Here is a 19,073-nt window from a genome sequence, read left to right as displayed (position 1 = left end):
CGGAAAATCCGGGCGGTGATCCCGCAGCCGGCGGACCAAGCCGCCAACCGCAAGCGGCGCGGCCGGCTCGGGGGCCGTCCACCGGCCTTCGACCGCAACGCCTACAAGCAGCGCAACACCGTCGAACGGTGCATCAACAAACTCAAGCAATGGCGCGGCCTGGCCACCCGCTACGACAAGACCGCCACCATCTACCTCGCCGGACTCCACCTCGCCGCCATCTTCATCTGGTCAGCCAGATGATCCACAAGACACGCCCTAGGGGCGCGGGGAACTGCGCGCTCAGCCCCCACCGGCCCGGTGGTCGCAAAAACAACAGCGTCTGCCCCGCTGGGGGCGGTTTTTCACCCGCGCCATGGATGTGGCTGAGCGCGCAGTTCCCCGCGCCCCTGAAAGGGGCAACCTTTCCCGTTGCCGGGCCGGAGGCCCTCCGTCAGAGGAACGTCCCGCGCGGGTGGGTGGAGGATAGGGGAATATCGGGTAAAACACCCGAAAACCCAAAGGTCGGGGGTGGAGGCATGAGCGCCAGCGGCGAGCCGTCGCCGAACCACGCCCGCGACCCGTACGGAGACCCGTACGACGACCCGTACGGCGCCACGTACGAGGAACCGTACGACGAGGGCCGAGGTCAGAGCACGGGCACCCTGCTGGACACCCTCCGCGTCGCGGTGGTGATGCTGGACACCACCGGCCGCGTCCTCCTGTGGAGCCCCCTGGCAGAGGAAGTGCTGGGCTGGGCCGGCGAGCACATCGTGGGCCGCCGGGTGGGCGGCCTGTTCGGCCCGCCCGAGCCCCCGGGAAGCCCCGCGGGACAAGAGATCCCCACCATCCCCGACCCCGCCCAGGCGGAACAGATCCTCGGCGAGCTGCTCCAGAGCGGCCGCTGGGACGGCATCCTGTCGCTGCGGCACCGCGACGGCCACACCGTCCAGGTCGAGACGCGGGCGAGCCTGCTGGTGGACGGCGACGGCCGCCCCTTCGTGCTGGCGTCGATGGTCGAGACCAGCCGCCTGCGCACCCTGGAGCACGACCTCGCGGCGCTGGACTCCCTCTTCGACTCCTCCCCGCTCGGCGTGGCCATCTTCGACCGCGACCTGCGCTACGTGCGGGTCAACGAGGCACTGGCGGCGATGAACGGCCTGCCCGTCGCCGACCACATCGGCCACACCGTCGTGGAGGTGCTGGACGAGCGGTCCGCGACCGACCTGACCGCGCTCCAGCGGGACGTGCTGGCCACCGGCCGCCCGGTGATCGACCTGGTCACCTACGCCCCGCACGGCCGCGGCCACCGCTCGCTGTCCTACCACCGGCTGGTGGACCGGGCCGGGCGGGTGCTGGGGATCAGCGCGACCGTGATCGACGTGACCGAGCGGGTCGAGGCCGCCACGAAGGTGGAACGGGCCCGGCGCCGGCTGGCGCTGCTCAACGACGTGGGCACCCGGATCGCCGGCGTGCTGGACGTACGGCGCTGCGCGGAGGAACTGGCCGACGCGGTCGTGCCGGTGTTCAGCGACTACTCCGGGGTGATCCTGCACGCCGAGGTCGCCGACGGCGGCGAGCTGCCGACCGTGCCGTACAGCGACAGCACGCCGATGCGGCAGCTCGGCACCGGCGCGGTGCGCCGGGGCCCCGAGGTGGAGCGGATGATCAGGACCGGCCAGGCCATCAGCTTCACCCGCAAGTCGATCTTCGGCACCGTGCTGACCAGCGGGCAGCCCCGGATGGTCGGCTCGGAGGAGGAGCTGCTGGCCACCACCTTCCCCGGCGACCCCAAGGTGCACGCGGCGATCGCGCTCGGCGTGCACTCGCTGCTGGTGCTGCCGCTGCGGGCCCGCGGTGTGGTGCTCGGCCTGCTGGTGATCAGCCGGGCCCGGGACCGCGAGCCGTTCGACCACGACGACCTGGCGCTGGCCATGGAGCTGGCCAACCGGGCGGGCGCCGCCCTGGACAACGCCCGGCTGTACGTCCGCGAGCGCGAGGGCGCCCTGATGCTCCAGCGCAGCCTGCTGCCGCAGACCGTGCCGGAGCCGCCCGGCGTCGGCGTCGCCTTCCGGTACGTGCCCGGCAGCAGCGGCGCCGAGGTCGGCGGCGACTGGTTCGACGTGATCCCGCTGGCCGGCGGCCGGGTCGCCTTCGTCGTCGGCGACGTGATGGGCCACGGCCTGGGCGCCGCGGCCACCATGGGCCGGCTGCGGACCGCCGTCCGCACCCTGGCCGGGCTCGACATGCCGCCCGACGAGCTGCTGCGCCGGGTCAACGACCTCGGCGACGACCTCGCGCAGGGCCAGGCCGAGGGCTGGATGGCCACCGCCGTCTACGCCGTCTACGACCCCTCCACCCGGCGGGTCGCCATCGCGCAGGCCGGCCACCTGCCGCCGGTGCTGGTCGAGCCGGGCGCCGAGACCGACGAGTGCCACGCCCGGCTGGTGGACCTGCCCTCCGGGGTGCCGCTGGGCGTCGGCGGGGTGCGGTTCGAGACCACCGAGCTGGAGGTCGCCGACGGCGAGGTGCTGGTGCTCTACACCGACGGCCTGGTGGAGTCCCGCGGCCAGGACATCGGTGAGGGCCTGGAACGGCTGCGGGAGACGCTCTGCCGTCCGCTGACGTCGCTTGAGGACTCCTGCGACGAACTGCTGGCCACCATGGAGCCGGGCCGCGAGCCGGACGACGTGGCGCTGCTGATGGCCCGGCTCGGCGGCCTGCCCGCCGGATCGACCGCCTCCTGGACCTTCCCCGCCGAGCCCAGCGCCGTACGGCTGGCGCGCCGCCGGGTCCGTGACACCCTGGTCGAGTGGGGTCTGACACCGCTGACCGACGTGACGGTGCTGCTGGTGAGCGAACTGGTCACCAATTCGCTCCGCTACGCGCACGGCCCGATCGGCGTCCGGATGGTACGCGGCGGCTCGCTGCTGGTGGAGGTCTCCGACCCGCTGCCCGACCCGCCCAGGGAGCGCGCCGCGACCGCGGACGACGAGGGCGGCCGCGGCCTGCAACTGGTGGCCAGGGCGTCCCGGCGGTGGGGGACCAGGCACGGGCCGCTCGGCAAGACCGTCTGGTTCGAACTGGCCCTGCCGTGACAGCCCCCGCACATGCCGCCGGGAAACCCCGTTCCGTGACACGCGCCACCCCTCCCCGCCGGATGATTCGCGCGTGCTGTGCCGGGTATGCCGAAGAGGCGGGAGCGAGGGGTGTGACCGCGCAGTCCCGGGGACGGTCCCCGTACCCCAGGAGCCGAGATGATGCTGTGATCGACAAGACCGTGTGCTGGACGGTCGTCATGCTGAATACTCGGCTCCAACCGGTCCATGTGTGCTGAGCTGGAGGGGTCGGGCGAGTGAGCGACATGCCAGCGAGGGCGGAACCGCCCCGAGACGACACGGACGCGGTCGACGCGGTCTGGCAGTCGAGTCCGCCCGGTTCGCTCTACGACTACATACGCGTGGCGTCGTTCTCCCTCGACGGCGAGGGCCGGATCGACCAGTGGAGCGCGCGGGCCGCCGAATTCTTCGGGGTGCCCGCCGAGCGCGCGCTGGGCCGCGACCCGGTGACCGCCTTCGCCCCCGAGCACGTGCGCGAGCGCGCGCACGCCCGGCTCGCCCAGATCCTCGACGGCCGCGAGTGGACCGGCCTGGTGCCGTACAAGGACGCCTCGGGCCGGCACGGCCTCGCCGAGGTGTACGTCATGCCCGCCGACCGCGGCGCGCTGTGCATCGCCGTGGACGTGGCCACGCTCCGGCAGATCGAGACCGATCTCGCCGCCTCCCAGGCGGTGTTCGGGCAGTCGCCGATGGGCTTCGTGCTCTTCGACACGCACCTGAGGCTGATCCGGGTCAACGAACGCTTCGCCGCCGTCTTCGGCCGCGCCGCCGAGGAGCACCACGGCCGCGGCCCGCACGACTTCCTGTCCCGGGTGGAGGCCGACCGGCTGAGCGCCGCGCTGCGCCAGGTGCTGGAGACCGGCGAACCCGTGCTCGACATGCCGCTGGTCGGCACCGTGCCCGGCGACCCGGGCCGGCGCCGCTGGTCGATGTCGCTGTACCGGCTGCACAGCAGCACCGGCCGGCCGATCGGCGTCGCCGGGCTCGCCATGGACGTCACCGGACGTCAGCGAGCCGAGCGCGAGGCCGCGCACGCCCGCCGCAATCTCGCGCTGCTCAATGAGGCGGGCTCCCGTATCGGCACCTCGCTCGACCTGGAGACCACCGCGCGCGAACTGCTCGACGTGGCCGTCCCGCACTTCTGCGACATCGCCTCCGTCGACCTCTACCAGGCGCTGCTGTCCGGCGCCGAGGACCTGACCGGCACCACCGACGGCAGCGGTGACGTACGCCGGGTGGCGTTCGCCAGCTCCGTGTCCGACGCGCCCGTGGCGATGGCCGGGGACGACGACGCCGGTGAGGGTCCGGTCGCGGTCGGCGCCGTGCACCGCTACCGCTTCAGCTCCGCCAGCGCGCGGGCGCTGCGCACCGCGCAGCCGCAGGTGATCGACGGCGACGGCGGCCCCGACCTCGGCGGCACCCTGGTGCAGTCCACGCTCGTGGTGCCGATGGTCGCCCGTGACACCGTGCTCGGCCTGGTGCAGTTCTCCCGCGCCAAGGGCAGCGAGCCGTTCGTCGAACGCGACCGGATGCTCGCCGAGGAACTGGCCTCCCGCGCCGCGGTGTTCATCGACAACGCCCGGCTCTACCGGCGCGAGCACGAACGGGCGCTGATACTCCAGCGCAGCCTGCTCCCGCCGGACGACCCCGAGGCCGCGGGGCTGGACATCGCCTGCCGCTATCTGCCGGGCAGCATGGAGACCGAGGTCGGCGGCGACTGGTTCGACGTCATCGAACTGCCCGGCCACCGCACCGCGTTGGTGGTCGGCGACGTGATGGGCCGCGGCCTGCGCGCCGCCGTCGCGATGGGCGAACTGCGCACCGCCGTCCGCACCCTGGCCATGCTCGACCTCGAACCCGCCGAAGTGCTCGGCGCGTTGGACGAGGTCGCCCAGGGCCTCGGCTCCCCGACGCAGGGCCGCACCCGCCGCGCCAAGGACCGGCGCGGCGGCATCGACCTGTCCGAGGTGTATCTGGCCACCTGTATCTACGTGGTCTACGACGCGGTCACCCGGCGCTGCACGATCGCCAACGCGGGCCATCTGCCGCCCGCCGTCGTCGAACCCGGCGAGCCGCCGCTGCTGCTGGAAGTGCCCAAGGGCGTGCCGCTGGGCGTCGGCGGCGAACCGTTCGAGGAGATCGAGGTCGAGCTGACCGACGGCGCTCTGCTCGCCCTCTACACCGACGGCCTGGTGGAGTCCCGCAACCATCCGCTGGACGAGGGCCTGGACGCCTTCCGCGACTCGCTCGCCGGGCCGCCGCGCCCGCTGGAGGACATCTGCGACCACGTCCTGGCCACCCTGGACACCGCGCACGGCGAGGATGACATCGCGCTGCTGATGGCCCGCATCCGCGGCCTGCCCGCCGACCAGGTCGGCGACTGGACCCTGGAGCCGCGCCCCACCTCGGTGGCCAGGGCCCGCGAACTGGCCCGCGAGCAACTGCTCAGCTGGGGCCTGGACGACCTGGTGGACACCACCGAGCTGCTGGTCAGCGAGCTGGTCACCAACGCGCTGCGGCACGGCTACGGCGACATCCGGCTGCGGCTGCTGCTGGACCGCACCCTGGTGTGCGAGGTGTGGGACAGCGCGCTGGTGCAGCCGCGCCGCCGCCGCGCCCGGGACACCGACGAGGGCGGGCGCGGCCTGCAACTGGTCACGATGCTCAGCGAGAGCTGGGGCAGCCGCCGTACGCACCGCGGCAAGACCGTCTGGTTCGAACTGGCGCTGCCCGGCGAGGAGTCCACCGCCGTCGGCCCTTCGGTGGACGAGCTGCTGAGCATGTTCTGACGGGCCGGGGGATACGCCCTACGCGGCGCCGGCCTTCAGCCGCGCGAGCCGGGCGTCGATCTCGGCGCTGTCGCCGAGCGCGTCCAGCGACTCGAACTGCGCGTCCAGCGACGAGGCGGCCAGCTCCTCCTTGCCCTTGGCCTTCGCCTCCTCGCGCCGCACCTTGTCCTCGAAGCGGCCCAGTTCGCTGGTCGGGTCGAGCACATCGATGTTCTTGACCGCGTCCATCATCTGGTTCTGCGCCTGCGCGGACTTGGCGCGGGCCACCAACGAGTCGCGCTTGCCCTGGAGTTCACTCAACTTGGCCTTCATCGAGTCGAGCCCGGTCTTGAGCTTCTCGACCACTTCGGTCTGCGAGGCGATCGTCGGCTCGGCGGTCGTCGCCTCCTTCTCCGACTGGAGCTGGCGGCCCAGCGCGATCTTGGCGAGGTTGTCGAAGCGGTCCGCCTCCGCGGCGTTGCCCGCCGTCCGCAGCTCGTCGGCCTTCTTGCTGGCCGCGAGCGCCTTGTCGCCCCACTCCTTTGCCGCCGCGACGTCCTCGGCGTGGTCCTGCTCCATCAGCCGCAGATTGCCGATGGTGGTGGCCACCGCCTCCTCGGCCTCGCTGATGTTGTTGGAGTAGTCCCTGATCAGCTGGTCGATCATCTTCTGCGGGTCCTCGGCCTGGTCGAGGAGGGCGTTGATGTTGGCCTTGGCGAGCTGGGTGACCCGGCCGAGGATGGTCTGCTTCGTCATGGTCGTACTCCTTGGGTGGTGAGCGTGACGCGTGATGCGTGTGACGTGGGGGTGCTGGGGAACAGAGGGTGGGTCAGAACCGGCCGCCGCCGCCCATCCGGCCGCGGGTCTGCCCGCCACCGAAGCTGCCGGGCCCGCCGCCGAAGCCGCCGCCCCCGCCGTATCCGCCGCCGAAGCCGCCGCCGCGCCCGCCGCCGAGCATCCCGCCGAGGATGATCCCGCCGAGCACCGCGCCGCCCATGCCGCCGCCGGGCCGGCCGCCCCCGGCGCCGCCGAAGCCGCCGTATCCGCCGAAGCCGCCGACGTCCTGCCGGACCGCCTCCTGCGCCTGCCGGGCCAGCCGGTCCGCCTCCTGCGCGTGCGCCAGCGCGCCCGCCGCGTCCGTGGCCGCCAGCGACTCGGCCTGCTGGAGCCGCCGTTCGGCCTCGGTGAGCCGGGTACGTGCCTGGCTGCCGATCGCGCCGCGGTTGGTGGTCACCATGTCGCGGGCGGCGGCCACCTCGCTGCGCGCCCCGAGCAGGGCCTGGTCGAGCAGGCCGCGGGCCCGCTGCTCGCTGACCTCGCGCTCGCGCGCCCCGGCCAGCGCCTCGTCCAGCGCCGCGTCCGCCTCCTCGACCCGGCGCAGCCCCGCGATCGGGTCGTAGCGCCCGGCCGAGACCTCCTGCCGTACGCCGGCGACCACCGATTCCGCGCGGGCGATCCGGCCCTGGAGGTCCGCGGTGGACACCCCGGCGACGGTGCCGCCGAGCAGCCCGCGCGCGTCGGCGAGATCGGTGTCGGCCTCGGTGAGCGCGTCCCGCAGCCGCTCGTCGGCCTCGGCCAGCTCCTGGGCCCTGCGGGTGACGGAGTCGGCGAGCGTGACGGCCTGGTCGAGCGCGCCCTCGGCGGCCCGTACGAAGACCGCCGCCTTGCCGTGGTCCGTGCCGATCGCGGCCCTGGCCTGGTCGAGGCTGCCGCGGGCGAACTCCAGCCGGTCCCTGGCCTCGGCCGGGTGGCCGGTGACCGGTTCCAGCGCGGAGTCGGCGTATTTCGCGGCCAGCGGGGCGAGCGCGGTCTCGGCCGCGGCGATCCGGCTGGGCAGCGCGGTCGCCTTGGCCTCGGCCTGCTCCAGCACCTCGGGCGCGTTGGCCTCCAGGGCGCGCAACCGGTCGAACGCCTCGGACTCGGCGTCAAGACGCCGGTTGGCCTGGGTGCAGCGGGACAGGATCTCGTCCAGCATCTGCCGGCGGACCGCGTCGTCCTCCGGGATCGCGTCGTCGAGCTGCTGCCGCAGCCGGAAGGCCGCCGTCAGCTCGCCCTTGGCGTACTCGACGGCCTCGGCGAAGGGTTGAGCCGCCTCCTCGCCGAACTGCGCCGCCGCGAAGCCCACGTCCTCCTGGCTGGTGCGCACCGCGTCATCGGTGGCGACCAGCAACTGCTTGGCCTGCGAGTCGAGTTCGGGCAGCGGGGTGGGCTGCGGCGCGCCCCAGCCGCGTTCGCCGGGCTGCGGCCGGGCGGGCGGCTGCTGGGTCCGCCGGCGGCGGAAGGCCCAGATGCCGACCGCGCCCGCGGCGCCGACCGCGACCACCGGGATCCACAGCTCGCCCGCCCCGTCGTCCTGCGCGGCGCCGCCGGGGTCGGCGGTGCCCGGGGTGATGGTGGGGGCGGTGACGGGCACGCCGTTGAGGACGGCGGTGTAGCCGTTCGCCGCGCCGATGGCGGCGCCCGCCCAGTCGTTCTGCCGCAGCGCGGGTTCGACCGCGGCGCTGCTGACCTCGTTGAGCTGGGCCTCGGTCAGGCCCGAGTCCTGGTCGGCGGAGACCGCGTACTGCCGGTCGTGGGTGGCCACCGCCAGCAGGACGTCCTTCTGGCCGAGACCGTTCTTGGTGGCGGTGGCGTTCGCCCAGTCCTGTGGGCTGCGGCCGGAGAAGCCGCGGACGTACGCCACGAAGAGCTGGACGCGCTCCTTGTCGTAGAGCCCGTCCAGGGCCGTGACGACCTGCGGCTCGCGGTCGCCGAGGGCGCCGACCTTGTCGGTGATCTGGCCGGACCTGGACAGCGTGATCGGGTCGTCGGTCCCGGCCAGTACGAGGGGGGCGCCGGCGTGTGCCTGCGCCGCCGATATGCCGGTCAGCCCGGTGAGACCGGTGAGCAGCGTCAGGGCGCCGAGCGCCGCAACGATTCCCGCGAGTCGCCGCATGCGTTCCGCGCCCCTTCGCCGCGCCACGGCCGCTTGCCGCGTGCTCCTTTCCGGAGGCTATGTCCGGTGTGTCGGGAGCGCGACCGGAGGGGACCCGCCGGGGTCAGGCGTCCCTGCGGCGGATCTTGTTGCCGAGCCAGACCAGTGGGTCGTACTTGCGGTCCACCGCCCGCTCCTTGAGCGGGATCAGCGCGTTGTCGGTGATCTTGATGTGCTCGGGGCAGACCTCCGTGCAGCACTTGGTGATGTTGCAGTAGCCGAGCCCGTGGTCCTCCTGCGCCGACGAGGACCGGGTCAGACCCACCTCGGCGGCGGCGTCCAGCGGGTGCATGTCCAGCTCCGCGATCCGCATCAGGAAGCGCGGCCCGGCGAAGGAGGTCTTGTTCTCCTCGTGGTCGCGCACCACATGGCAGGTGTCCTGACACAGGAAGCACTCGATGCACTTGCGGAACTCCTGCGAGCGCTCCACGTCCACCTGCCGCATCCGGTACTCGCCCGCCGCCACCCCCTTCGGCGGCACGAAGGCCGGGACCTGCCGGGCCTTGTCGTAGTTGAACGACACATCGGTGACCAGGTCCCGCACGACCGGGAAGGTCCGCATCGGGGTGACCGTGACGGTCTCCTCCGGTGTGAAGACCGACATCCGCGTCATGCACATCAGCCGGGGCCGGCCGTTGACCTCCGCGCTGCACGACCCGCACTTGCCGGCCTTGCAGTTCCAGCGGACCGCCAGATCGCCCGCCTGTGTCGCCTGGAGGCGGTGGATGATGTCGAGCACGACCTCGCCGTCGTTGACCTCGACCTGGTAGTCCCGCAGCTCGCCGCCCTCGGCGTCGCCGCGCCACACCCTGAAGTGCGCTTCGTAACTCACCCGTCGAGCTCCTCGTCCGTCAGGTATTTCCGCAGCTCGTCCTTGTCGAAGAGGGCGAGCAGATCGGCCCGGATCGGGTCCGTGTCGCGTCGGCGCAGCCCGATCTGGCCGTGCTCGGGGTCGGTGGCCGCCAGGCCCCCGGTGGGGTCGGTCAGCTCGCAGACCAGATTGACCTTCCGCCAGGCGCGGTCCATCTCCGGATGGTCGTCGCGGGTGTGGCCGCCGCGGCTCTCGGTGCGCTCCAGCGCGGCCCGCGCCACGCACTCGCTGACCAGCAGCATGTTCCGCAGGTCGATCGCCAGGTGCCAGCCCGGGTTGAACTGCCGGTGGCCCTCCACGCCCGCCCGCCGCGACCTGGCCCGCAGCTCCGTCAGCCGGGTCAGCGCGTCCGCCATCTCCGGCCCGCGCCGGATGATGCCCACCAGGTCGTTCATCACCTGCTGGAGTTCCTGGTGCAGGGTGTACGGATTCTCCGCCGGACCCTGGCCGCCGGGCTCGTCGGGACCCGCCTCCTCGGCGCTGAACGGCCGCAGCGCCTCGGCCGCCGCGGTGTCGATCTGCTCCTCGGGGACGACGGGCCGCTCGTCGGCGCCCAGTGCGGCGGCGTACTCGGCCGCGTGCAGCCCGGCCCTGCGGCCGAAGACCAGCAGGTCCGACAGCGAATTGCCGCCCAGCCGGTTGGAGCCGTGCATGCCGCCGGCGACCTCGCCCGCCGCGTACAGCCCGGGGACGCCGCGGGCCGCCGCGGTGTCCGGGTCCACATCGACCCCGCCCATCATGTAGTGGCAGGTCGGGCCGACCTCCATCGGCTCCGCGGTGATGTCGACGTCCGCCAGCTCCTTGAACTGGTGGTGCATCGACGGCAGCCGCCGGGTGATCTCCTCGGCGGGCAGCCGCGTCGACACGTCGAGGAAGACCCCGCCGTGCGGGGTGCCGCGGCCGGCCTTCACCTCGGAGTTGATCGCGCGCGCCACCTCGTCGCGGGGCAGCAGCTCCGGCGGGCGGCGGTGGGTGTCCGGGTCGGTGTACCAGCCGTCGGCCTCCTCCTCGGACTGCGCGTACTTCTCCTTGAAGACGTCCGGCACGTAGTCGAACATGAAGCGTTTGCCGTCGCTGTTGCGCAGCACCCCGCCGTCGCCGCGCACCGACTCGGTGACCAGGATCCCCTTCACCGACGGCGGCCAGACCATGCCCGTCGGGTGGAACTGGATGAATTCCATGTTGATCAGCGGCGCCCCGGCCAGCAGCGCCAGCGCGTGCCCGTCGCCGGTGTACTCCCACGAGTTGGAGGTCACCTTGAACGACTTGCCGATGCCGCCGGTCGCCAGCACCACCGCGGGCGCGTCGATCACGAACAGCCGCCCGGACTCGCGGACGTAGCCGAAGACCCCCGCCACCGCGCCGTCCCGCTTCAGCACGCGGGTGACCGTGCACTCCTGGAAGACCTTCAGCCGCGCCTCGTAGTCGCCGGTCTCGGCGAAGTCCTCCTGCTGGAGCGAGACCACCTTCTGCTGGAGGGTACGGATCAGCTCCAGGCCCGTACGGTCGCCGACGTGCGCAAGCCGCGGGTATTCGTGGCCGCCGAAATTGCGCTGCGAGATCCTTCCGTCCGCGGTGCGGTCGAACAGCGCGCCCCAGGTCTCCAGCTCCCAGACGCGGTCGGGGGCCTCCTTGGCGTGCAGCTCGGCCATCCGCCACTGGTTGAGGAATTTCCCGCCGCGCATCGTGTCGCGGAAGTGCACCTGCCAGTTGTCGCCGGAGTTGACATTGCCCATGCTGGCCGCGATGCCGCCCTCGGCCATCACCGTATGGGCCTTGCCGAACAGCGATTTGCAGATCACGGCAGTGCGCATGCCCCGTTCCCGGGCCTCGATCGCGGCCCGCAGCCCGGCGCCGCCCGCGCCGACCACGACCACGTCGTACGCGTGCCGTTCGACTTGTGTCATCTCAGAAGAACCTCGGATCGTCGAAAGCGCCGCTGGAGACCAGATAGATGTAGAGGTCGGCGAGGCCGACGCTGATCAGGGACGACCAGGCGAGCAGCATGTGGCGGCCGTTGAGGACGCCGACCCAGCCCCAGAGGCGGTAGCGCACCGGGTGCGCGGAGAAGTGCCTGAGCTTGCCGCCCATGATGTGCCGGCAGGAGTGGCACGACAGGGTGTACGCCCAGATCAGGGTGATGTTCACCAGCAGCACGAGGGTGCCGAGGCCCATGTGGCCCCACCTCCCGTGCTCGTCGCGGAAACCGAGCACCGCGTCGTACGTGAGGATGCCGGCCACCGGCAGCGCCAGGTAGAAGAAGTACCGGTGGACGTTCTGCAGGATCAGCGGCAGCCGGGTCTCGCCGGTGTACTTCGCGTGCGGCTCGGCGACCGCGCAGGCCGGCGGCGAGGCCCAGAAGCCCCGGTAGTACGCCTTGCGGTAGTAGTAGCAGGTCAGCCGGAAGCCGAGCGGGAAGATCAGCACCAGCAGGGCCGGTGACAGGCCCCACCAGTCGCCGAACAGCGCCCAGTCGGCGCCGCCCTTCATGTCCGCGCAGTTCGTCGCCAGGCACGGCGAGTAGAACGGCGAGACGTACGGCGCCGCGTAGTAGTGGCTGTTGGCGAACGCCCGCCAGGTCGAGTAGCCGATGAAGGCCGCCAGGCCCAGCGCGGTGACCAGCGGCGGCAGCCACCACCGGTCGGTCCGCAGATGACGGGCGGAGATGGCGGCGCGCCCCGGCGTCAGGACGCCGCGGCGCGCGGTGGGAGTGGCTGATGGGGTGGGTGTGGTTCCGGTGGCCAAGGAGGACTCCGAAGGAACAGGGGGAGGGGGCTGCGCTGCGGTGCTCGTACGGGCTACGGGCGTACGGGCTACGGCGCGTGGCGGTGCGGCGAGCCGAGCCCCTCGTCCTCCGCGTCGGCCCACAGGCCGCGGTCGTACGGCGCGTCCGGGATGGTCACCATCTCGACGGTCTGCCTGCCGGCCGCCGCCGGGGCCGCGTCCTGGAGCAGGGCGAGGCTCTCCCGCAGATGGCCCGCGTCCGCCCGCACCCTGCGCATGTCCAGGCTGTCGCCCACGTGCTCGTCGAGCCGTCCGACGCAGCGCATCAGATCGTCCAGCCTCCGCTGGACCGAGGTCAGATCCTCTTGCAGGCTCATACGGCCTCCGGCCGGAGTGAGTGACGCGGCTCACACTCGGCCGCGCCTGTGAGTGTCGCGCTTCCCGCCCCGCCTTGTGAAGACACGTGCACCCCTTTTCCCGCCCGCCCCGGCGAGGGGGCCGTATGGGTGGAACCCGAGGGGGAGGCCGGAGTGTCGACGCGAGGCGGGGGATGACGTCACGTGAGGTGGGGACCGATAAGACGTAAATCAGCCCAAATGAGGATGTCCCCGGCGCAAGCCGGACCCGCTGGAGGTGCCGGACATGATCCGCAGCGCGAACCCAACCGCCGCGTCCCCGGGCCGCCAGGCCCGCGCGCTGCGCGCCGCCATGGCGCTCACCGCCGGCGCGGCCATGACCCTGACCGCCTGCTCCTCCGGCGGCAGCGGCGCCGCCGGCACCGCGGGCACCGACATCGCCTCGGTCGCCAGGACCGGCGTCCGCGACGGCGGCACCCTGCGCTGGGCGACCGACGAACTGCCGCAGACGCTCAACGCGTACCAGGCGGACGCGAGCGCCGACACCGAGACGATCGCGGGCGCCACCCTCCCCGCGATGTACCGCCTCGACGGCCACGGCGCCCCCCAGGAGGACACCGACTTCCTCACCGGCGCCGACGTCGCCCAGTCCCCGCGCCAGACGGTGACGTACCACCTCAACCCGAAGGCGAAGTGGAGCGACGGCCGGGCCGTCGGCGCCGCCGACTTCATCGCCCAGTGGAAGGCGCTGAACGGCAAGAACAGCGCCTACTGGACCTCCCGCAACGCCGGCTACGACCGGATCTCCGACGTCCGCCAGGGCAAGGACGCCCAGCAGGTCGAGGTCACCTTCGCCACCCCGTACGCCGACTGGCGCTCGCTGTTCAGCCCGCTGTACCCGAAGTCCGTCACCTCCGACGCCGACACCTTCAACGACGGCGTCCGCACCAAGCTGCCGGTGGTCGCGGGCCCCTTCGCGGTCAAGGCCGTGGACAGCAAGAAGGGCACCGTCACCCTGGTGCGCAACCCCTCCTGGTGGGGCGACCGCGCCAAGCTCGACCAGCTGGTGCTGACCGCCGTCCCCATGGACAAGCGCGCCGCCGCCCTGGCCGCCGGCACCCTGGACCTGGCCGAGATCGACCCGGAGACGGTGTCGAAGGTCGCCGCGACCAAGGGCCTGGCCGTACGGAAGGCCCCGGACGCGGCGTACGCGCAGCTGGCCATCAACGGCAGTACGGGTCCGCTGGCCGACGAGCGGGTCCGGCACGCGGTGGCCCGCGCCATCGACCGCAAGGCCATCGCCAGCTCCGTGCTCAAGCCGCTCGGCCTGCCCGCCGAGGCGCTCGGCAACCACCTGGTGCTGCCCTCGCAGAACGGCTACCACGACAACAGCTCGGCGCTCGGCTCCAACGACATCCAGCAGGCCCAGGCGCTGCTGGCCGACGCCGGCTGGAAGCGCAGCACCGCCAAGACCGGCGACCAGGCGGCCGGCGGCCCCGGCCGTACCGCCGCCTCCGGCGCCGTCACCGTGGTGGAGCCCGCCGCCGCCGTCACCAAGTCCGGCAAGCAGCTGAGCATGCGCTTCGTGCTCCCGGCCGGCTCCCCGACGCTCGACGCGGTCGGCAGCAGGATCGCCACCATGCTCTCCGGCATCGGCATCCGCACCGAGATCACCAAGGTCGACGGCGACAGCTACTTCCAGGACCACATCGCCTCCGGCGACTTCGACCTGGCGCTCTACTCCTGGCCCGGCACCGCCTACCCGGCCACCGACGACACCCCGATCTTCGCCAAGCCGGTGCCCGCCCCCGACGGCTCGCTGACCGTCGCCCAGAACTACACCCGGGTCGGCACCGACCAGATCGACCAGCTGCTGGACCGGGCCGGCGGCGAGCTGGACGCCGGCCAGGCCCGTGACCTGACCACCAAGGCCGACGCCAGGATCTGGGCCGCGGCCGGTTCCGTCCCGCTCTACCAGCGCCCCGGCCTGGTCGGCCTGCGCACCACCGTCGCCAACGCGGGCGTCTTCGGCTTCGAGACCCCCGTCTACCAGAACCTCGGCTTCCGGAAGTAGCACGTACAAGGGCGCGAAACCGGGCCCCGGCCCCCTCACGCACCGCCTGCGGCGGCCGGAGGGGGCCGGGGCCCGTACCATGGGGTAAGGCCGCGGCGTGTCCTTGCCCGGCAGGCGAGCGCGTCAACGAGGAACGCGACGTCATCCACGAATCCGGGAGAAGCGCCGCAGCATGTCCACGCGCCACGATATTCGCAACGTCGCCATCGTCGCCCACGTCGACCACGGCAAGACGACCCTCGTCGACGCGATGCTCAAGCAGGCCGGCGCCTTCGCCGCCCACCAGCATCTCGACGACCGGATGATGGACTCCAACGACCTGGAGCGCGAGAAGGGCATCACCATTCTCGCGAAGAACACCGCCGTGAAGTACCACCCCAAGGGTGGCGGCGATGTGATCACGATCAACATCATCGACACCCCCGGCCACGCCGACTTCGGCGGCGAGGTCGAGCGCGGCCTGTCCATGGTGGACGCGGTCGTGCTGCTGGTGGACGCCTCCGAGGGCCCGCTGCCGCAGACCCGCTTCGTACTGCGCAAGGCACTCACCGCGAATCTGCCGGTCATCCTCTGCATCAACAAGACCGACCGCCCGGACTCCCGGATCGACGAGGTCATCAACGAGACGTACGACCTCTTCCTGGACCTGGACGCCACCGAGGACCAGATCGAGTTCCCGATCGTCTACGCCTGCGCCCGCGACGGCGTCGCCTCGCTGACCAAGCCGGACAACGGTACGGTCCCGGCCGACAGCGACAGCCTGGAGCCGTTCTTCTCCACGATCCTGTCCACCGTCCCGGCCCCGACGTACACCGAGGACGCGCCGCTCCAGGCGCACGTCACCAACCTGGACGCGGACAACTTCCTCGGCCGTATCGCCCTGCTCCGGGTCGAGGAGGGCCACCTGCGCAAGGGCCAGACGGTCGCCTGGATCAAGCGCGACGGCACGATCAGCAACGTCCGGATCACCGAGCTGATGATGACCGAGGCGCTGACCCGCAAGCCCGCCGAGGAGGCCGGCCCCGGTGACATCTGCGCGGTGGCGGGCATCCCGGAGATCATGATCGGCGAGACGCTGGCCGACCCGGAGAACCCGATCGCGCTGCCGCTGATCTCGGTCGACGAGCCCGCGATCTCGATGACCATCGGTACGAACACCTCGCCGCTGGTCGGCAAGGGCGGCAAGGGACACAAGGTCACCGCCCGCCTGGTCAAGGACCGCCTGGACCGCGAGCTGGTCGGTAACGTCTCGCTCCGCGTGCTGCCCACCGAGCGCCCGGACGCCTGGGAGGTGCAGGGCCGCGGCGAGCTGGCGCTGGCCATCCTGGTGGAGACCATGCGCCGGGAGGGCTTCGAGCTGACCGTCGGCAAGCCCGAGGTGGTCACCAAGGAGATCAACGGCAAGCTGCACGAGCCGATCGAGCGGATGACGATCGACTCGCCCGAGGAGCACCTGGGCGCGATCACGCAGCTGATGGCGACCCGCAAGGGCCGCATGGAGACGATGACCAACCACGGCTCCGGCTGGATCCGGATGGAGTGGATCGTGCCGTCCCGCGGCCTGATCGGATTCCGGACGGAGTTCCTCACCCAGACCCGCGGCACCGGCATCGCGCACTCCATCTTCGAGGGCCACGAGCCGTGGTTCGGCGAGCTGCGCACCCGGAACAACGGCTCGCTGGTCGCCGACCGTTCGGGCACGGTCACGCCGTTCGCGATGATCAACCTCCAGGAGCGCGGGGTGATCTTCACCGAGGCCGGCACCGAGGTCTACGAGGGCATGATCATCGGTGAGAATTCGCGGTCCGACGACATGGACGTGAACATCACCAAGGAGAAGAAGCTCACCAACATGCGGGCCGCGTCCGCGGACAACACCGAGAACGTGGTGCCGCCGCGCAAGCTCTCCCTGGAGCAGTCGCTCGAATTCTGCCGCGACGATGAGTGCATCGAGGTGACCCCGGAGACGGTCCGCATCCGCAAGGTCGTCCTGGACCAGAAGGAGCGGGGCCGCTCGGCCGCTCGGGCCAAGCGCTGAGCGCGAAGCGCTCGTAGGGGCGCGGGGAGCCGCGCGACCGTCCGCCGGTGGTGGCTGGTCGCGCAGTTCCCCGCGCCCCTTTGGGCTTCCCGTCCGTCCGTTATTCGGACAATGAGTGCCGCTCAGCGGCGTAAGAAAGATCACACTGTCCGTTTAGGACCTGTCTGCGTACGTTCGGGATTGTCCGAATTTCGGACGCCCGGATCCGCTCATCGTGATCGAAGCGAAACCCGTGCTGGTACCAAGCATCCTCAAACGTGCCCGATAGTGGACGAAGTTGAGCTCGGGTCAATGGGTCACGCGCTGATGGGGAGCGCCGACTCACGAGCACGGAAGGCCAGGCCCATCTCCGGCAGGGGTGTCAGGAGTGTCAGCGGCGACCGGCCTTCCTTTCACGTATCGACAGTGACTCCTGAGGAGGCAAACCCATGCGCGGTGCCAAGAGCGCCAAGTGGGTCGTAGGCGCGGCAGTCGTCGCCCTCGCAGCAACCGCCTGCGGTTCGAGCGACTCGGACAGCAAGGCCGGCGGTTCCAACGACGGCATTGTCAGGGCGTGGTGGGGAGACCCCCAGAACCCCCTGGAGCCGGCGAACACCAATGAGGTGCAGGGCGGCAAGGTCCTGGACATGATCTTCATGAACCTCAAGGAGTACGACCCGAAGACGGGCAAGGCCAACCTCGAGGCCGCGGACTCCATCACCACCACCGACCAGCAGAACTTCACCATCAAGCTCAAGGCCGGGCTGAAGTTCTCCGACGGCACGCCGGTCACCGCCGCCTCCTTCGTGGACGCGTGGAACTACGGCGCCCTGGTCACCAACAAGCAGCTCAACTCGTACTTCTTCGCCGACATCGACGGCTACGACGCCGTCCACCCGGCCAAGGAGGGCGCGGCCCCGACCGCCAAGACGATGTCGGGCCTGAAGGTCGTCAACGACTCCACCTTCACCGTCAAGCTCACCCAGAAGTTCTCCACGTGGCCCGACCGCCTCGGCTACAAGGCGTTCGCGCCGCTGCCGAAGTCGTTCTTCACCGACCACGCCGGCTACCTCAACAAGCCGGTCGGCGACGGCCCGTACATGGTGGCGTCCTACACCAAGGGCTCCAGCATGAAGCTGGTCCCGAACCCGAACTACACGGGTCCGAGCAAGCCCAAGAACAAGGGCGTGCTGCTGAAGGTCTACACCGACAGCAACACCGCCTACGCCGACCTGCAGGCGGGCAATCTGGACGTCCTCGACGACATCCCGGCCGAGCAGCTCAGCCACGTGAAGTCGGACCTGGGCGGCCGCTACCTCAACCAGCCGGCCGGCATCATCCAGACCGTCTCCTTCCCGCTGAACCAGAAGGCGTGGAACGCCCCCGGCATGGAGAAGGTCCGCCTGGGCCTGTCCATGGCGATCGACCGGAAGACCATCACCCAGAAGATCTTCCAGGGCACCCGCACCCCGGCCAACGACCTCACCTCCCCGGTGCTGGGCGCGGCCGGCGGCTACAGCGACTCCATCGGCGGCGAGTCGGTCACGTACAACCCGACCAAGGCCAAGCAGCTGATCCAGGAGGGCGGCGGCATCCCCGGCGGTCACATGACCATCGGCTACAACGCCGACTCCGGCTCGCACAAGCAGTGGGTCGACGCGGTCTGCAACAGCATCAACAACGTGCTGGGCGACAACAAGGCGTGCGTCGGCGCCCCCACGGGTACCTTCGCGGACTTCCGCAACCAGATCACCAAGGGTGAGATGAAGCAGCCGTTCCGCTCCGGCTGGCAGATGGACTACCCGCTGATCGACGACTTCCTGACGCCGCTCTACGCGACCGGCGGCAGCTCGAACGACTCGAAGTACAGCAACCCGCAGTTCGACGCGCTGATCAAGCAGGCGAACGCGGAGCCGGACACCGCCAAGGCGATCACGCTGTACCAGCAGGCCGAGAAGATCCTGATGAAGGACATGCCGGTCATCCCGCTCTGGTACCAGAACGGCGGCGCCGGCTGGTCCTCCCGCGTGTCCAACGTGACGGAGAACGCCTTCAGCTACCCCGTCTTCACCGACATCACGGTCGCCAACTGACCTGATCGCGTCACCGCGCCCGCCATGGCACCCCATGGCGGGCGCGCGTTCGGGGGGAACCGACAGCAACCGCTCGCGGTGCGGGCACCGGCCCGGGG

At 71.4% G+C, this 19,073-nt stretch carries 11 protein-coding genes and 1 pseudogene; 6 read left to right on the top strand and 6 right to left on the bottom strand.

Annotation, left to right across the window (positions count from 1 at the left end; translation table 11 throughout):
- The 3 genes and pseudogenes from BM076_RS31585 to BM076_RS31575 form a co-directional block, all read left to right on the top strand.
- Positions 1-243 (top strand): annotated as a pseudogene (locus BM076_RS31585) (IS5/IS1182 family transposase); the annotation flags it as partial.
- 275 nt (positions 244-518) lie between these two features.
- Positions 519-3,077: a SpoIIE family protein phosphatase gene (locus tag BM076_RS31580; RefSeq protein WP_093717169.1), complete on the top strand. Its 2,559-nt coding sequence runs from the start codon at positions 519-521 to the stop codon at positions 3,075-3,077.
- Positions 3,078-3,343: 266 nt separating this feature from the next.
- A complete protein-coding gene (locus BM076_RS31575; RefSeq protein ID WP_093717182.1) occupies positions 3,344-5,887 on the top strand; it encodes a SpoIIE family protein phosphatase in 2,544 nt (847 codons plus the stop codon).
- Positions 5,888-5,905: 18 nt separating this feature from the next.
- Here the strand turns inward: BM076_RS31575 and BM076_RS31570 are convergent, their stop codons facing one another.
- The 6 genes from BM076_RS31570 to BM076_RS31545 all read right to left on the bottom strand — a co-directional run bounded on the left by BM076_RS31570 (position 5,906) and on the right by BM076_RS31545 (position 12,812).
- The gene (locus tag BM076_RS31570; RefSeq protein ID WP_093717168.1) at positions 5,906-6,622 is read right to left on the bottom strand and encodes a PspA/IM30 family protein; all 717 of its coding nucleotides are present in this window, start codon (positions 6,620-6,622) and stop codon (positions 5,906-5,908) included.
- A gap of 73 nt (positions 6,623-6,695) precedes the next feature.
- A complete protein-coding gene (locus BM076_RS31565) occupies positions 6,696-8,801 on the bottom strand; it encodes a TPM domain-containing protein (protein WP_093717167.1) in 2,106 nt (701 codons plus the stop codon).
- Between the two features lie 103 nt (positions 8,802-8,904).
- The gene (locus tag BM076_RS31560; RefSeq protein WP_093717166.1) at positions 8,905-9,672 is read right to left on the bottom strand and encodes a succinate dehydrogenase/fumarate reductase iron-sulfur subunit; all 768 of its coding nucleotides are present in this window, start codon (positions 9,670-9,672) and stop codon (positions 8,905-8,907) included.
- Positions 9,669-11,618, bottom strand: coding sequence for a fumarate reductase/succinate dehydrogenase flavoprotein subunit (locus tag BM076_RS31555; protein WP_093717165.1), 1,950 nt, complete (start codon positions 11,616-11,618; stop codon positions 9,669-9,671). The genes BM076_RS31560 and BM076_RS31555 overlap by 4 nt, the downstream gene beginning before the upstream one ends.
- Before the next feature lies 1 nt (position 11,619).
- Positions 11,620-12,456, bottom strand: coding sequence for a hypothetical protein (locus tag BM076_RS31550; RefSeq protein WP_093717164.1), 837 nt, complete (start codon positions 12,454-12,456; stop codon positions 11,620-11,622).
- Positions 12,457-12,524: 68 nt separating this feature from the next.
- Positions 12,525-12,812, bottom strand: coding sequence for a hypothetical protein (locus tag BM076_RS31545; RefSeq protein ID WP_093717163.1), 288 nt, complete (start codon positions 12,810-12,812; stop codon positions 12,525-12,527).
- Between the two features lie 265 nt (positions 12,813-13,077).
- Here BM076_RS31545 and BM076_RS31540 point away from each other — a divergent pair, with 265 nt between their 5' ends.
- The 3 genes from BM076_RS31540 (at position 13,078) to BM076_RS31530 (ending at position 18,975) form a co-directional block, all read left to right on the top strand.
- Entirely contained in the window at positions 13,078-14,865 is a 1,788-nt protein-coding gene (locus BM076_RS31540; RefSeq protein ID WP_093717181.1) for an ABC transporter family substrate-binding protein, read from the top strand.
- Between the two features lie 172 nt (positions 14,866-15,037).
- The gene (gene typA, locus BM076_RS31535) at positions 15,038-16,903 is read left to right on the top strand and encodes a translational GTPase TypA (RefSeq protein WP_093717162.1); all 1,866 of its coding nucleotides are present in this window, start codon (positions 15,038-15,040) and stop codon (positions 16,901-16,903) included.
- Positions 16,904-17,331: 428 nt separating this feature from the next.
- Positions 17,332-18,975 carry a peptide ABC transporter substrate-binding protein gene (locus tag BM076_RS31530; RefSeq protein WP_093717161.1) on the top strand — a complete coding sequence of 548 codons (1,644 nt, stop codon included), beginning with the start codon at positions 17,332-17,334 and terminating at the stop codon, positions 18,973-18,975.
- Positions 18,976-19,073 lie beyond the last annotated feature (98 nt).

Origin of the sequence: Actinacidiphila alni (assembly GCF_900112845.1) — a bacterium.
Classification (GTDB): Bacteria; Actinomycetota; Actinomycetes; order Streptomycetales; family Streptomycetaceae; genus Actinacidiphila; species Actinacidiphila alni.
This window is presented reverse-complemented; position numbering and strand designations above follow the sequence as displayed.

Coding starts and splice junctions, on each gene's coding strand:
- BM076_RS31540 (WP_093717181.1), top strand. CDS start 13,078: ATGATCCGCAGCGCGAACCCAACCGCCGCGTCCCCGGGCCGCCAGGCC.
- BM076_RS31530 (WP_093717161.1), top strand. CDS start 17,332: ATGCGCGGTGCCAAGAGCGCCAAGTGGGTCGTAGGCGCGGCAGTCGTC.
- BM076_RS31545 (WP_093717163.1), bottom strand. CDS start 12,812: ATGAGCCTGCAAGAGGATCTGACCTCGGTCCAGCGGAGGCTGGACGAT.
- BM076_RS31565 (WP_093717167.1), bottom strand. CDS start 8,801: ATGCGGCGACTCGCGGGAATCGTTGCGGCGCTCGGCGCCCTGACGCTG.
- typA (WP_093717162.1), top strand. CDS start 15,038: ATGTCCACGCGCCACGATATTCGCAACGTCGCCATCGTCGCCCACGTC.
- BM076_RS31555 (WP_093717165.1), bottom strand. CDS start 11,618: ATGACACAAGTCGAACGGCACGCGTACGACGTGGTCGTGGTCGGCGCG.
- BM076_RS31570 (WP_093717168.1), bottom strand. CDS start 6,622: ATGACGAAGCAGACCATCCTCGGCCGGGTCACCCAGCTCGCCAAGGCC.
- BM076_RS31575 (WP_093717182.1), top strand. CDS start 3,344: ATGCCAGCGAGGGCGGAACCGCCCCGAGACGACACGGACGCGGTCGAC.
- BM076_RS31580 (WP_093717169.1), top strand. CDS start 519: ATGAGCGCCAGCGGCGAGCCGTCGCCGAACCACGCCCGCGACCCGTAC.